This window comes from Streptomyces sp. NPDC088157 (assembly GCF_044741545.1).
Classification (GTDB): domain Bacteria; phylum Actinomycetota; class Actinomycetes; order Streptomycetales; family Streptomycetaceae; genus Streptomyces.
On sequence record NZ_JBIUSU010000004.1, the window covers coordinates 201,842 to 215,791 of the forward strand.

The 13,950-nt window shown below is 68.7% G+C and carries 12 protein-coding genes and 1 pseudogene; 7 read left to right on the plus strand and 6 right to left on the minus strand.

The window, feature by feature from the left end:
• The first annotated feature begins 289 nt into the window (after positions 1-289).
• The 5 genes from ACIPFH_RS16810 to ACIPFH_RS16830 all read left to right on the plus strand — a co-directional run bounded on the left by ACIPFH_RS16810 (position 290) and on the right by ACIPFH_RS16830 (position 4,764).
• Positions 290-793, plus strand: a complete 504-nt coding sequence (locus tag ACIPFH_RS16810) for a fumarylacetoacetate hydrolase family protein (RefSeq protein ID WP_401827238.1) — start codon at positions 290-292, stop codon at positions 791-793.
• A gap of 82 nt (positions 794-875) precedes the next feature.
• On the plus strand, positions 876-1,619 hold the full coding sequence (locus tag ACIPFH_RS16815; protein ID WP_401827240.1) for a hypothetical protein: 744 nt from the start codon (positions 876-878) through the stop codon (positions 1,617-1,619).
• A 96-nt stretch (positions 1,620-1,715) separates the two neighbouring features.
• A complete protein-coding gene (locus tag ACIPFH_RS16820; protein WP_401827241.1) occupies positions 1,716-2,705 on the plus strand; it encodes a hypothetical protein in 990 nt (329 codons plus the stop codon).
• Positions 2,705-3,808 carry an alcohol dehydrogenase catalytic domain-containing protein gene (locus ACIPFH_RS16825; protein WP_401827242.1) on the plus strand — a complete coding sequence of 368 codons (1,104 nt, stop codon included), beginning with the start codon at positions 2,705-2,707 and terminating at the stop codon, positions 3,806-3,808. Before ACIPFH_RS16820 ends, ACIPFH_RS16825 begins: the two co-directional genes overlap by 1 nt.
• Positions 3,809-3,876: 68 nt before the next feature.
• Positions 3,877-4,764 (plus strand): SDR family oxidoreductase, encoded by an 888-nt coding sequence (locus tag ACIPFH_RS16830; RefSeq protein WP_401827243.1) that lies wholly within the window; start codon positions 3,877-3,879, stop codon positions 4,762-4,764.
• A gap of 250 nt (positions 4,765-5,014) precedes the next feature.
• Here the strand turns inward: ACIPFH_RS16830 and ACIPFH_RS16835 are convergent, their stop codons facing one another.
• Entirely contained in the window at positions 5,015-5,644 is a 630-nt protein-coding gene (locus tag ACIPFH_RS16835; RefSeq protein ID WP_401827245.1) for a TetR/AcrR family transcriptional regulator, read from the minus strand.
• Positions 5,645-6,363: 719 nt separating this feature from the next.
• A complete protein-coding gene (locus tag ACIPFH_RS16840) occupies positions 6,364-7,428 on the minus strand; it encodes a zinc-binding alcohol dehydrogenase family protein (protein WP_401827246.1) in 1,065 nt (354 codons plus the stop codon).
• 414 nt (positions 7,429-7,842) lie between these two features.
• Here ACIPFH_RS16840 and ACIPFH_RS16845 point away from each other — a divergent pair, with 414 nt between their 5' ends.
• A complete protein-coding gene (locus ACIPFH_RS16845) occupies positions 7,843-8,235 on the plus strand; it encodes an amidohydrolase family protein (RefSeq protein WP_401827247.1) in 393 nt (130 codons plus the stop codon).
• 41 nt (positions 8,236-8,276) lie between these two features.
• On the opposite strand, the gene ACIPFH_RS16850 is transcribed toward ACIPFH_RS16845, so the two are convergent.
• From ACIPFH_RS16850 to ACIPFH_RS16865, 4 genes and pseudogenes are all read right to left on the minus strand, one after another.
• A complete protein-coding gene (locus ACIPFH_RS16850; RefSeq protein WP_401827248.1) occupies positions 8,277-8,942 on the minus strand; it encodes a TetR/AcrR family transcriptional regulator in 666 nt (221 codons plus the stop codon).
• 16 nt (positions 8,943-8,958) lie between these two features.
• Positions 8,959-9,717, minus strand: a complete 759-nt coding sequence (locus ACIPFH_RS16855; RefSeq protein ID WP_401827250.1) for an SDR family oxidoreductase — start codon at positions 9,715-9,717, stop codon at positions 8,959-8,961.
• Between the two features lie 142 nt (positions 9,718-9,859).
• Complete coding sequence (locus ACIPFH_RS16860) at positions 9,860-12,166, minus strand: glycoside hydrolase family 3 N-terminal domain-containing protein (RefSeq protein WP_401827251.1); 2,307 nt, start codon at positions 12,164-12,166, stop codon at positions 9,860-9,862.
• Between the two features lie 36 nt (positions 12,167-12,202).
• Positions 12,203-12,775 (minus strand): annotated as a pseudogene (locus tag ACIPFH_RS16865) (substrate-binding domain-containing protein); the annotation flags it as partial.
• 63 nt (positions 12,776-12,838) lie between these two features.
• On the opposite strand from ACIPFH_RS16865, the gene ACIPFH_RS16870 reads away from it, so the two are divergent.
• Positions 12,839-13,606 carry a carbohydrate ABC transporter permease gene (locus ACIPFH_RS16870; RefSeq protein WP_401827253.1) on the plus strand — a complete coding sequence of 256 codons (768 nt, stop codon included), beginning with the start codon at positions 12,839-12,841 and terminating at the stop codon, positions 13,604-13,606.
• Positions 13,607-13,950: the final 344 nt, after the last annotated feature.

A 13,950-nucleotide genomic window follows, 5' to 3' on the forward strand; every position in this document is an offset into this window, starting at 1 on the left:
ACACGAGCGTGTCGCCGTAGGGAAGACCTGGAAAAACACAAGACTTTTGACCGATCGTGTGCGGTGTTACGCTCGTCTTGGGTTCAAGAGATAGGGAGCTTCTTGGTGACTCCCGCTGATCACAGCGATGCCGGGAGCTACTGCCTGGCTCTGGTTGTCGGATACCACCACGACATCTACGGAGGCCGGGCCGCTGCCGGGATCGACCTGCTAGCAGGCGGCAGACCGTCCACGTGACTGCCAATGTGCGGCAGCCCGATGGTGCTTACGTCCTGGACCGCGGCCAGCGGTGCATCACGCGCCGTACCTCAAGGCCGTTGCGCCCCACAGATTGACGGGCAAGGAGGCCCTCGATGACGACGACCCCTCAGACCGGGACAGGGGCCGGCGGGACACAAGCCGTCGCGCTGCAGCTCTCAGAGCTGCTGCTCAAGACCGCGGGCTACGACGACATGGCCGCCTTCTGCACCGCCGCATCCCCGGCCGGGCGGCCGATGTCACCGCAGCCAAGAGCTTCGACACCTTCACCTCCATGGGACCCGCCCTCGTCACGCTCGACGAATTCACCGACCCCGACGACCTGCGCCAGGACGCACGGACCTCGCAGCTCATCCACCCTGTTTCCGCGCTGGTCTCCTATCTGTCTCGGCAGACAACCCTCGAACCCGGCGACGTGATCAGCACCGGAACCCCCGCCGGTGTCGGCCACATGCGGGGACTCTTCCTGCGGTCCGGCACCGAGGTGTGCATCGAGATCGAAGGCATCGGTGCCCTTGTCAACATCTGCGCTTGATGGACCAGGCGCCTCGAGGCGGCATTCCAGCCGGAAGTGCCGCCTTCATCACACGATTCCGGCAGGCTACGGAGGCCATCACATGAGTACACAAGCTGAGGACAGCTTCGGCGGCGGAGACCCCTGGAAATACATCCAGCCGTGGGACGAGGAGCGTTTCGGCGCGGAGGTCCACGACGTCAACCAGCGCGTGAAGTGGGAAATGGCCATGGCCATCGCCGGTGGCCTGCCGTACATCTGGCAGGAGCTGGCCCGGCCGATCTCCGAGATCGTCTACGGTCTCCTCGAACTCCGTGCCGGCGACCGGGTTCTGCTCATCGGCGAGGGCATCACGCCCGCCGGATGGGTCGAGGACATGCAGGCCATTGTGGGGCCGGACGGCGTCATCGACACCGTGGAGATCATCAAGGACGGACGAAACGCCGTCCTGGGCAAGGTCCCCGGCCGGAACGGTCAGATCGGCTGCTGGCGCTGGTCGTACACGGACGCGGTGGACGACGAGGCATACGACTGCGTCGCCGTGTTGCAGGCCACACAACACTCCGACGACTGGCACGAGACGGCCGCGGACCTGCTGCGAGTGATGAAGCCCGGCCGACGCATCGTGCTGGCCGAAGCGGTCCTCAAGGGAACGACGTTCACCTCCCGTATCAACTCCGACGTCCACCTTCGGCAGTGGTTCGACAAACTCTTCGCGCACGTCCCCGTGGACGACATCCCCTACTACTCCGGAGAGCAGATCCGCGAGGCGTTCGGGGACAAGGTCGACAGCCCTCAGCTGATGGAATGGAAGGGCATCGAGATGTACTGGGGCCGAAAGAGGTGACCACTGCCACAGGCGTGGGGCAAGGGGCTGCGGCACGCGTTCCCTCCCCGTCACCAGAGTCGATCCACCCCTTCACCCAAGGACAAGGAGGTCCTCGTGAGTGTCGTTGAAGACGTCATGGTTCTGGGCTCCGACCATCCGTTGCGCAGTATCGTCCGCGACGAGCACCTGCTGCTCTCGCCGCCGCATCCCCCGAAGGTGCCCGTCAAGTTGTGGGGGGAGCACCCGCCGCTGACCGTGGTGCACTATCCGCAGCAGTACGAGCCGGAGGCGTTCGCCCCGCCGCGCGGTGTCTATGAGAACTACGAGATCCGTGTCGAGTGGCAGAAAATGGACGGCCGGCAGCCGTTTTACCACCGCAATTGCGACGTCGACGAGATCTCCTACCAGATCGGCGGCGAGCGGACGCTGATGTCCGAGCTCGGTGTGATCGAGTTCCAGACCGGCGAGTTCTCCCGCATCCCGCGCGGCGTCGCCCACGACAACTACGGCCGCGAGGACAGCCACCTGCTGTTCTACATCCCCGCACCGGTCACCGAACTCGCACCGGCCCAGCGGGAGTCAGAGGCTATGATCCCGCCGTTCCCCGGTTGGCAGCCCGGCGAGGCCAACGAGGCGATCACGCAGTGCATGGCCGCGGCGGGCCACGACATCACCGTCTTCGGGGTCGACGAACAGCTCCTGCTCGAGCAGGCGCACCAGGAGGACCGGCGGATGGCGGTGCTGCGGGCCGATCCCGGTCAGGACGTGACCTGGCTGTATTCGACCGATCGCATCCGCCTCGGCATGGTCACCACCGTTCCTGGCGGGCAGCGCCGCTACCGGCGCACCCTCGATGCCGACGAGATCCAGTACCAGGCCCATGGTCACCGCACGCTGATCACCCAGCGGGGCATCGTCGACCTCGAGCCGGGTGATTTCGTGCGCATCCCGCTCGGCATCTCCCACAGCAGCGTCGTGACCGAGCCCGGTGACTACGTCAGTCTTCTCTCGCACCAGGAACTGCCCCAGGTCGCCGAGACCGCGCGTACGGCGGACCCGTACACGCCGGAACGGCTCCCGAGCCTCACCGTGGAGGTCCGCTGATGGCCACGATGCTTGCCCTGCGTGCGCACCAGGGTGCCGAAGCACTCGTCCTGGAGGAAGTGCCCGTCCCCGACCCGGGTCCGCTCGACGTGGTCGTGAAGGTCGCCTCCGCCGGCCTGGCGCCGGGCATCATGCGCCTGCTTCGGATGGGAGCGCTCAAACACCTGCCCACCACACTCGGCCACGAGGCCGCAGGCGTCATCTCCGCCGTCGGCCGGGACGTCACCGGCCATGCGGTCGGCGACCGGGTGCGAGTGCACCCTCTGCTGAACTGTCGTGAGTGCGAGTACTGCCGTACCGACCGGGACATGATGTGCGCTCAGCAGGCCATGCTCGGCCACGCCGCCTTCGGCGATGCCGCGATGCCTCTGTACGAGCAGTACCACGACGGCGGACTCGCGGAGTACGTCCGTGTCCCGCACTGGCTGATCGATTCCCTGCCCGACTCCGTCGGCTTCGACGTCGCGGCCAAGGTCCAGGATCTGGCCAACGCCGTGCGCGCACTCAAATGCGCCGATCTTCCGGAACGGGCCACTCTCGTGGTCACCGCCGCGACCGGCACCATGGGGACCGCGACGGTCAAGCTCGCGGAGCACTTCGGGGTCGCCCGTCTGATTCTCGTCGGCCGCGACAGCGAGCGCCTCCACCGTGTCGCGGGGCTCGCCGGCGGCATACCGGCCGGCGTCGTCGCACTCGGCGAACTTCCTGAGAACTGGTCGACCGACGGTTCTCTCACCCGTCGGCTGCGTGAGCTGGCACCCGGGGGAGCCCATGCCGTCATCGACTTCATCCCGGAGGGTCCCGCCCTCGGCCAGGCCATGGCCGCTATGGCCACCGGCGGCACACTCGTGCACATGGGCGGCAACTCCACCCCGCTGGCGCTGCCCCCCATCGCTCTGATGATGCACTGCTGGCGCTTCGTCTCCACGCGCGCCTACACCCGCCAGGACGCGACGGATGTCCTGCGTCTGCTCGCGGCGGGCACCCTCACGGCAGACGAACTCATCACCCACCGGTTCCCGCTCACCGAAGCGCTCAAGGCCATGGACGCGATACAGCAACGCGTCGACGACCCCATGTGGATGACCGTGATCAACCCCTGACCCGACGACGCACCAGCGCGTCACAGCTCCGCCAAGTCGCCTCAGAACAGCGAGAGGAAGCCGGGAAAGTGTCCGAATCAGAAGCCGTACGCAGCCAGGAGCCGCCCCTGATCGCGGTGATCGGGGCGGCCGGGCTCTGCGGTACGTACGTGCTGGAGGCCGCGCTGCGAGCTCCATTCCGGGTCCGGGCCGTGGTGCACGGCCCGGCAGGGCGGGAGCGAGTGGCCGCCCTGGGCGTGGACGACATCGTCGAGGCCGACCTGGAGAGGCCGGACAGCGTCCGTCAGGCGCTGGAGAACGCGGACTCCGTGTTCATGATTCCGCCGGCGTTCCACCCGGAGGAAGACGTGCTCGCGATCAGGGCACTTGAGGCGGCCGAGAACGCGGGTGCGCGCCGGTTCGTGTACCTGTCCGTCCTCCACCCGCACACTCCCGGGCTGCGCCACCACCTGCGCAAGGCGAACGCCGAGGCCGCCGTGCGGGCCTCGCGGCTGAACTGGGCGATCCTCCAGCCGTCGATGTTCGCGCAGATCGTCCTGTCGACGTGGGGGAGGGCTCCGGCCGGCCCCGTCGGGGTGCCGTTCAACGTAGACAACGAGTTCTCGTTCATCGACTTGCGTGACCTCGGGGAAGTCGGCGTCAAGGTGCTCTCCGAGCAGGGGCACGACTCGGCGACCTACGAACTCGCGGGACCTGCCCTGACGTTGGCTGAGGCGGTGAGCCTCGCCGGGCGGGCACGAGGCGTGGAACTGGAGGCGAGGACGCTGGATTGGGCGGACGCACCGCTCCCGCAGGGAGTGGCCGACTCCGCGTCCCGGGCCTCGGACATGCGCGCCATGTGGCAGGACTATGACCGGCACGGTCTGCGGGGCAACAGCAACGTCCTGCGGATGCTGCTCGACCGTGCACCCGCGTCCTTCGAGGAAGCGGCCACTGCGTTCGCCGCGCGAGGCTGAGCGCTCCCGACACAGTCGGGGTGTCTCCCCTGAACCAGGGGAGACACCCCGCGCAGCGACTGCAACGGAGGAAAACCACCACGGCACCGAGGGCTGCTCTGCTCGCCAACACGGTGACCTGCGTCGTGATGCGTCCAGCGAATGCGCATGCTCTCTTCAGGCGTATGGCCCGGGTCACCACTATGCAAGGTGCGCGCTCCCATTGGGGTGCGGTCGGGTGGCAGCGGGCCTGCCCCCGGTGCCTACGCCTTCAACCGCTCGGGGCGCTGACGGGCCGTAGGCCGCGGAGCACGGCGTCGACGATCTGTTCGGTCAGTCCGTCCGGGAGGTCGGGATCGGGGCCGACGAACAAGCGGATGAGCAGAGGAGCGACGAATATTTCGATAGCCAGTTCCAGGTCGATGTCCGTACGAAGTTCCCCGTTCGTCCGGCCTCGACGGAGGATCGCCAGTCCGAGGTCACGCCGGGGAGTGATCACGCCGGCATGGTAGGCCGCCCAGATCTTCGGGCTGCTCCTCGTCTGGACGTGCGCGTTGTGCAGGATCGCCAACAAGCGGCTGCCCAGGCTGCGTTGGCGCAGCGACTCCAGGAGAACGACGAGGTCGTCCCGCATCGAGGTGCCCGGGAGTTCGGGTACGGCGGACTCGACAGCGCGTCTGACGTCGACGAACAGATCCTCCTTGTCGCTCCACCGGCGGTAGATGGCCGCTTTGCCGACGCCAGCGGTGCGGGCGATGCGCTCGACCGAGAGATCACCCAGTGGAACGCCGTCCTCGCACAGCTCCATCACCGCTTCCAGAATCGCTTGTTCCACGGCCTTGCTGCGGGGACGACCGCGCGTGAAACCGTACGACGGCGCACGGCTCTCGGTACGGCTCATACCTTTCCGTCCTTTCACCCGCAGCGCACCGGTGAATGTCGCACGATCCGGGCGGTGACTCCGCCCCCAGAGCAGCACTCACCTGCGCCTGAGGACCTGTGTTCCGCTCAGCCTTTCCCCGTCTCTTTCTCACATCGACACGCCGGATCCACAAGTGGCATCTGCTGGAGGGCGAGGGGTGTGGTGGAACGTCTCGACGAGGAAGCGCTTGCGGTGCTCACCCCCGCCGAGCGGGGAGTCGTACATTCCTTGCTGCTCCGGATGCCTGCCGAGCTCAATCCCGATGCTTGGCCGCCGGCGTCGGCCTGCGTGCTACGAGCTGAGCGTGATGTGTCCACATCCGCGGGGCGCATCTCGCAGGCGTGCCGGGACGCGACGCCGCGGCTGGTCGGGCCCGGCTGCGCGCGGTGCCCGCGAAGCCACGGCGCGCAGGACAGCGAACGGCGTCACCCACCCGCATCGAGAGGGCCGCGTGGCGGTGGCCTGGGACCGGGTGGACCAGGCGGCACGCCACGGGTGGGGTCACGCAGCGAACTGCGGCGGGCTCCACGACTTCCCGCAATGCTCGGGGCAGGCGAAGGCGCCGTTGTCACCGTCGCCCAGCTCCTCGGCTTCGGCGCGGGTCTCATGGGCCCGCGCGCACCTCGGCGCACTCCGTACGGCGCCGTGAAGGCCGACACTCCGGACTCCACCCGTACCCCTCGGCAGTTGGCTTGGCGTCAGGGCAGGAGGAGTACTTTGCCGGTCTGTCGTTGGCTTTCGAGGTAGGTGTGGGCTTCGGCAGCTTCTTCGAGGGGGTAGGCGCGGTCGATGATCGGGGTGATCTTTTTGTCTGCCAGCAGTTCCAGGCACAGTTGTTGGTCGCGCAGGGTGGCGCCGCGCACGCTGGCGATCTTGACCTGCTGGCCGATGAGGGCGAGGGCGTCCAGTTCGAGGCGGGATCCCTGGTCGGTCGGTGTGCCAAGGACGATGACCGTGCCGCCGAGGCGTGTGCAGGCAAGAGAGAGCTGGAAGAAGTCGTTGCCGCCGACGCAGTCCCAGACGGCGTCGGCGCCCAGTCCATGGGTCAGCTCCCGTACCTGTGCCGGCAGCCGGGGATCGGTGGAGTGCACGATGTGGTCGTAGCCGAGCTTCCTGAGTGCTTCGTCGCGGTCCGGCTTGGTGGTTGTGCCGATGACGGTGGCTCCGCTCAGCTTGGCCAGTTGGGCGCAGGCGATTGCCATTCCGCCGCTGGCGCCGGTGATGACCACCGTGTCGCCGGGGCCGACGGGCGCTTGCCTGGCGCAGTTGAGCGGGGTGGTGTAGGTCCACATGGTGGCCGCGGCCGTCTCGTAGTCGACGCCGTCGGGGATAGGCAGGACGGCGTCCTGGCGGCGCGCGACGTACTGGGCGTATCCGCCGAAGACCTGGTGTCCGGGGTAGGCGGTGTCGATACACAGGTTCTCGAGTCCGCGTACGCACAGGGCGCAGTTACGGCATGGCGGGTGCGGGAGCTGGACCGCCCTGTCGCCGGGGCGCCAGCGGGTGACGTTCTCGCCGGTGGCGACGATCTCACCGGCCGCGTCACGGCCGAGCTGGAACGGCAGGGGCCAGGCCGGCCGTCCCGGGAGGGGCTGCGGCAGGTTGCCCGCGCGGTAGCGCAGGTCCCAGCTGTTGACGGCCGTGGCGTGCACGCGCAACAAGACGTCGTCGGGGCCGACGTCGGGGATCGGTGCCTCTACGTACTTGAGCACCTCGGGCCCGCCATGTTCGAACAGGCGGACCGCCATCATGGTCTGTTCCACTCTTATGTTCCTTCAGATCGTTACGCGGTTCATCGCAGGCCCGGCACAGCCGCCAGCACCTCACTCGCCCGGGAAGGCCCTGTGCGAGCGGACCCCCACCAGGCGGTTCACCCTGGGCGGACCAGGAAAATGACCAGTCCGACGATCTGGGGTGGCCCGTCGCGTGGCTTGGCCGTGGCGGTCGGTACAGGTTGACAGACTGCCGAATTCTTGACTGCGGGTCATGAGGTAGGCCCGTGTCTATCTGACTTCTTTACTGGTCTTGACTGGAAAGTACCCTAGAACTAGCTTGGCTCCAGTTCAAGAGAGGAAGTGGGCAGCAGTCCCACTTCACCCAGGAGCGCTCTGGAGCGGCAAGAGCCGACACTTCCGCTGCTCAGGCGCTGATGGTCAGGTGGCACGCAGGGATGGGCGGTGGGTGCCCATGCGCTCCGGCTGATCTACGGCGGCGTGTTCGACGAGTTCCCGGGCGCCTCGGTGACATTGGGGCACATGGGCGAGCTGCTGCCGTTCCAGATGGCCCGGCTCGACAGCCGCTACCCCCAAGTGCCCGTTGAGCAGCGGGTGCAGCACCTGCCCTCGTACTACCTGCGCAACAACGTGTACGTCACCACCAGCGGAGTCATGTCCCATGCCGCGCTGCTGGGAGCCGTCCATGCGGTCGGTGTCGACCGGGTGCTGTTCTCCATCGACTACCCGTTCGAGTCCAGCGCCGAGGCGGTGGCGTTCCTGCGTTCCGCACCGTATGCGCCGGCCGACCTCGCGCGCATCGCGCACGGCAACGCCGAACGCCTTCTGGGACTGTGAACGACCGAAACCAGGTGACCGGCATCCGTGACGTGGCCCGTTCACCCTTGCTGCGTGTTCCACAGATCCCGGAGCTCGCCCCAGCGCGGTTCCGGGCCCGAAAGGGTGGCCGGCGGTTCGGCCATCGAGGTGCGCAGCCCGGCGAGGACCAGATCGAGGTATCGCAGGCGCAGCGCGGCGGCACGCTCACTGGGGACAGGCATCCTTGCGCTGAGGTGTTCCAGCAGGAGTGGGATGTCGGCGGAGGTGAAGTCGGCGCGAAGTACCCCTGCTCGGTGTGCGCCGGCCACGAGGTCGTCGAGGGCGGCCCGCAGTCGGTCGGCGGCGTTCACTGTGTCGTCCGTGGCCGGCAGCCGGCCGCCGACCAGGGGGAGGAGCGGACCGCCCGGTCCCGGGGCCGACAGTGCATCCCGCAGGAAGCGGGCGAACGCCGACCAGGGGTCGGGCTCTTCGGAAAGAGCCGTGCGTGCCAGGGTGACCAACTGTTCCATCCCCACGATGCGCATCCGCTGAGCCAGCAGCTCCTTGCTGGGATAGCGGCGGTAGAGACTGCCCATGCCGATTCCGGCTCGACGGGCGATCTCCGAGACGGGGGCGTCCCAGCCCAGCTCGGCGAAGACCTCGCGCGCGGCCTGCATGAGGCGGGCGTCGTTGCGGTCCGCCTCCCGTCGGCGGCCGCGTGGCGTACCCGTGTGCGTGTCACCCATGGCCAAGCATTGTCCCCTACATACGTGCCACGCCGAGCCCACCGTCGACCGTGAGGATCTGCCCGGTGACAAAGCCGGCCTCCGCGCTGGCCAGCATCGCTATCGCCCGGGCCACGTCTTCCGGTTCCGCGACCCGCCCCAGCGGGGTGTTCTCTGCGAAGCGCCGCTGGATGTGCTGCGGTATCCCGGCGCTGCCCTCGGTGCGGACGAAGCCCGGTGCCACGACGTTGACGTTGAGGCCGAGCGGACCGGCCTCGTGGGCGACGAAGCGGGCAAAGGTGTTCAGGGCGGCCTTGGCGGTGCCGTGGTGGGCCATGCCCGGGGTGGACGGGCCGTCGGCCACGGCACTGGACACGTACACGATCCGGCCGTGTCCCTGGGCGCCCATGATCGCCAGCGCCTGCTGGGTGAGGGTGTAGACGGAAGCCGGCTCGCCCGTCAGCTTCGCCTGGAAGTCGTTCCAGGCGAGGGTCTGGATCGGTGCGGGGGTGAAGTGGGGGGCGGCGTTGCAGACCAGGACGTCGAGGCGCCCGTCGACCGCGGTGCGCCGCAGCAGCTCGACCGCCTGAGCGGGGTCGCGCACATCGCCCTGCAGGGCGAAGGCCTCGCCGCCGTCGGCCTCGATCTCCTTGACGACCTGCTCGGCCGATGGACGGTCCGAGAAGTAGTTGACGGTCACGCGGTATCCACGGGCTGCGAGCTCCCGTGAAGTCGCCGCGCCTATTCCCCGGCCGCCGCCGGTCACCAGCGCCGTCGGCCTGGTTGTTGTGTTCACGTGTCCTTCGTGTCGCGAAATGCTGTGCGTTACATCTAATTTATCGGAGCGGAGCGCTCCGTTCAAATCGCTCGCGCGCCGACCGCCTGAGACGTGGAGGCGAGCCCCAGGTCTCAGGCGGCCGGACGCGGACACTGAGGTGTCAGCCGATGAGGACAGGCGTGCTCAGAACCCTCGCGTGTCCGACGCGGCGGGTCGGACCGGTGAGGTGGACGCCGCCGCTAAAGCGGATGCCGGTGCTGGAGGTGCCGAGCATGACGGTGATCTCGCCCGGTTCGACGATGCGGTGCAGGTCGGGTCCGGTGTAGGCGAGGCGGTCGGCGTGCAGGCGGAAGGTGACCGTGCGCTGCTCGCCCGGGGCGAGGAGGACTCGGGCGAATCCGGTCAACTGGGTCACCGGGCGGGGGAGTTGGGCGATCGGGTCCGCGGTGTAGAGCTGGACGACTTCGGATCCGGGGAGGTCGCCGGTGTTGCGGACCAGGCAGCTGATCTCGACCTCGCCGTCGGTGGGAATCTCCTCGGCGCTCAATGCGAACCCGTCGTAGGCGAAGCTCGTGTAGGACAGTCCGTGTCCGAAGGGGTAGGCCGGGGTGGGGTCGAGATTGGTCACGCCCTGGGTGTTGCCGCCGAGGGGGGCGTGCAGGTAGGTGCCGGGCTGGCCGCCCGCCGTCCGCGGGACCTGCACGGGCAGCTTGCCCGATGGGTTGATCCGCCCGGAGAGCACTCCGGCCAGGGCGGGGCCGCCCTCCTCGCCGGGGAAGAAGGCCTGGACGACGGCGGCCGCCCGGTCGGCGTAGGCGCCGAGCGCGTACGGGCGGCCGGAGACGACGAGAAGGACGACCGGGGTGCCGGTGGCGAGCAGGGCCTCGACCAGTTCGTCCTGGATGCCCGGCAGGGAGAGGTCCTCCGCGTCGCAGCCCTCCCCGGAGGTGCCGAGGCCGAAGAGGGCGGCGCGGTCGCCGACGACGGCGACGCAGACGTCCGCTTCCCGGGCCGCCTGAACCGCCGCGTCGAATCCGCTGCGGTCAATGTCCTTGACGGGGCAGCCCTGTTCGTAGGCGATACGGGTGCCGGGCAGCTCCGTGGTCAGCGCGTCCAGCAGGGTGCGGGCCTCGATGCCGTTGTCGTGGCCGGGGTGGTGGGGCAGGACGTGGTTGGGGAAGGAGTAGCAGCCGAAGAAGGCGTTGGCGTCGTCGGCGCACGGCCCGATGAGAGCGAGGGACCCGGTGTCCGGCGCCAGGGGGAGGTGCCCGTCCCGGTTGTCGAGCAGTGCGATGCTCTGCTCGGCCAGCTCCCGGGCGATGGCCCGGTGCGCCGGCGGGTCCAGGTCGATGGGGTCCTCGGAGGTGGTGTCCGGGTCGAAGTCGGCGTCCAGCAGGCCCAGTTCGATCTTCTGGCGCAGCACGCGTCGTACGGCCCGGTCGACGAGGTCCTCGGAGACGGTGCCCTCGCGGACGAGTTCGGCGAGGGGTTCGCCGTAGCAGAGAGTGTCGGGGAGTTCGACGTCGATGCCCGCGGCGAGGGCGCGGGCGCCGGCCTCGCCCTCGGTGGCGGCGATGCGGTGCATGGTGCGCAGGAAGGCGATGGACCAGTAGTCGGAGACGACCGTGCCCTCGAATCCCCACTCCTCGCGCAGCAGTTGAGTGAGAAGGGACACATCCGCGCCGGCCGGCATGCCGTCGACATCGGCGTACGAGTTCATCACCGAGCGGGCGCCGCCCTCCCGTATCGCCGTCTCGAACGGCGGCAGGATCACGTCGGCGAACTCCCGCGGGCCCATGGAGACGGGCGCGTGGTTGCGGGCGGCCTTTGAGGCGGAGTAGCCGGCGAAGTGCTTGAGGGTGGCGATGATCCCGGCGCTCTCCAGCCCGCGGACGTAGGCGGTGCCGGTGGTGGCGACGAGGTACGGGTCCTCGCCGAGGGTCTCCTCGACGCGGCCCCAGCGGTAGTCGCGAACGACGTCGAGGACGGGGGAGAGGCCCTGGTGGACGCCGACCTGGCGCATGCTCGTACCGATGGCGTGGGCCATGCGTTCGACGAGGTCCGGGTTGAAGGTGGCCGCCCAGGCGAGCGCGGTGGGGAAGACGCTGGCGTGGTGGGTGGTGAAGCCCGTCAGGCACTCCTCGTGGGCGACGGCGGGGATGCCGAGCCGGGTGTTGTCCATCAATTCACGTTGCAGGGCGGCGAGTTGCCGGGCTCCCTCGCTCGGCTCGACCGGCTTGGTGCCGAACGGGCGGGTGAGGTGGCCGAGTCCGTCCTTGCTGGCCTCGGTGAAGTCGGTGTGGCGGGCGAAGACGTCCTGCATCGGAGCGACGTTGCCGCTGACGCGCTCGACGCCGGGCCAGGCGCTGCCGAGCTGGGCGAGCTTCTCCTCCAGGGTCATCTCCGCGAGCAGGGCCTCGACCCTGTCGTCACGAGGGCAGGCCGGATCGGCCCAAGGTGTGGTCATGATGCGTTCCTCGGGGTGGTGTGGGGCGCGGCGGATTCAGGAGTCGGCGGACGGTGGCGCGGTCGAGGCCCGCACCATCAACTGGGTGGCCAGCTCCACCCGGTGGCTGTCCAGGGGCTCGCCGGCGGCGAGACGGAGCAGCGTGCTCAGTGCGGCACGGCCGATCTCGATGAACGGCTGCCGGACGGTGGTCAGGGCAGGGGCGGAGGTGCGGGCGGCGGCGGTGTCGTCGAAGCCGACGACGCTGACGTCGTCCGGTACCCGAAGCCCGTGGACGCGGGCGGCCTCGATGACGCCGAACGCCTCCAGGTCGTTGCCGGCGAACACGGCGGTGGGCGGTTCGTCCAGGGCGAAGAGTTCGAGGGCTGCCTGGTAGGCGGGTTCGAACCGGAAGGCCCCCCGCTTGATGAGGCGAGGGTCCGGCGTGAGGCCGGCGCCGGTGAGCGCGGCCTGGTAGCCGTGCAGCCGGGCGGTGTTACAGACGGCGTCGTGCCGCCCCTCGATCATCGCGATCCGCCGGTGGCCGAGCTTCAGCAGGTGTTCGGTCGCCGCCATGCCGCCGCTGAAGTTCGTCGCGCCGATGCTCGGCACGCTGTCGTCGGGCACGTTGGCCGCCTGGCCCGGCTGCGCCGCACCAACCCCCTCGGCGCCCTGGGCGGCGCGCTGTGGCTGGTGATCGTCCTCGTCCCGGTCTACTGGGTCGTCGTCACCAGCCTGCGTACCCGCGAGGGCTTCTTCGACGCCAACCCGCTCGCCCTGCCGACCAGTCCCACGCTCGAGAACTACCGCCTGGTCCTCGACAGCGGCTTCACCCACTACCTCCTCAACAGCGCCCTGGTCACCGTGGGCGCGACGCTGCTTACCCTCGCCGTGTCGTTCCTGGCCGCGTACGCCATCGTCCGCGGCACCAGCCGGGCGCTGCGCTGGGCGTTCAGCGTCTTCCTGCTGGGCCTCGCCATCCCGCTGCAGGCCACGATCATCCCGGTGTACTACCTGATCGCCAGGGCGCAGATGTACGACACCTTGCCCGCGATCGTGCTCCCCTCGGCGGCGTTCGCGATCCCGCTCACGGTGATCATCCTGGTCAACTTCCTGCGTGACATCCCGGACGAGCTGTACGAGTCCATGCGCGCGGACGGCGCCGGCCACTGGCGGATGCTCTGGAGCCTGGCCGTACCGCTGTCGCGTCCCGCCCTGATCACGGTCACGATCTATGACGCTCTCAACGTCTGGAACGGCTTCCTCTTCCCGTTGATCCTCACCCAGAGCCCCGACAAGCGGGTCCTGCCGCTGTTCGTGTGGAGCTTCCAGGGCGAGTTCACGATCAACATCCCTGCGATCCTGGCCGCGGTCGTCCTCTCCACACTGCCGATCCTCGCCCTCTACATCCTCGGACGCCGCCAGCTGATCGGCGGGCTCACCGCCGGATTCGGCAAGTGAAGAGGGCCCCGCACGTGACGCGACCCGGCTGTACGGCACCGACCGCATCTGTCTCGGACCGGTCACCCCCACGCCCGGTGACGAGTGCCGTCGTCGTTGCCCCCCGGTTCCGAAGATCCAGTGCCGGGCGGGCGAGCGCCGCCCCTGATCAGCCGACGCGGCACATCGACTCCGAGCCCGGCGACGTCGTGGGCATTCCGCCCGGTCCCTCTCACACCTGGTTCTTCACCTCGATGACGTGGACCAGTAACTGTTCGGCGAGCGCTCGCGGGGATCACCACTCGTCACCCGCGAGATCAGTACAACTTATTGACGTGTTACACGTCACATGAGTAATGTCCTGG

Coding starts and splice junctions, on each gene's coding strand:
- ACIPFH_RS16815 (WP_401827240.1), top strand. CDS start 876: ATGAGTACACAAGCTGAGGACAGCTTCGGCGGCGGAGACCCCTGGAAA.
- ACIPFH_RS16825 (WP_401827242.1), top strand. CDS start 2,705: ATGGCCACGATGCTTGCCCTGCGTGCGCACCAGGGTGCCGAAGCACTC.
- ACIPFH_RS16835 (WP_401827245.1), bottom strand. CDS start 5,644: ATGAGCCGTACCGAGAGCCGTGCGCCGTCGTACGGTTTCACGCGCGGT.
- ACIPFH_RS16850 (WP_401827248.1), bottom strand. CDS start 8,942: ATGGGTGACACGCACACGGGTACGCCACGCGGCCGCCGACGGGAGGCG.
- ACIPFH_RS16860 (WP_401827251.1), bottom strand. CDS start 12,166: ATGACCACACCTTGGGCCGATCCGGCCTGCCCTCGTGACGACAGGGTC.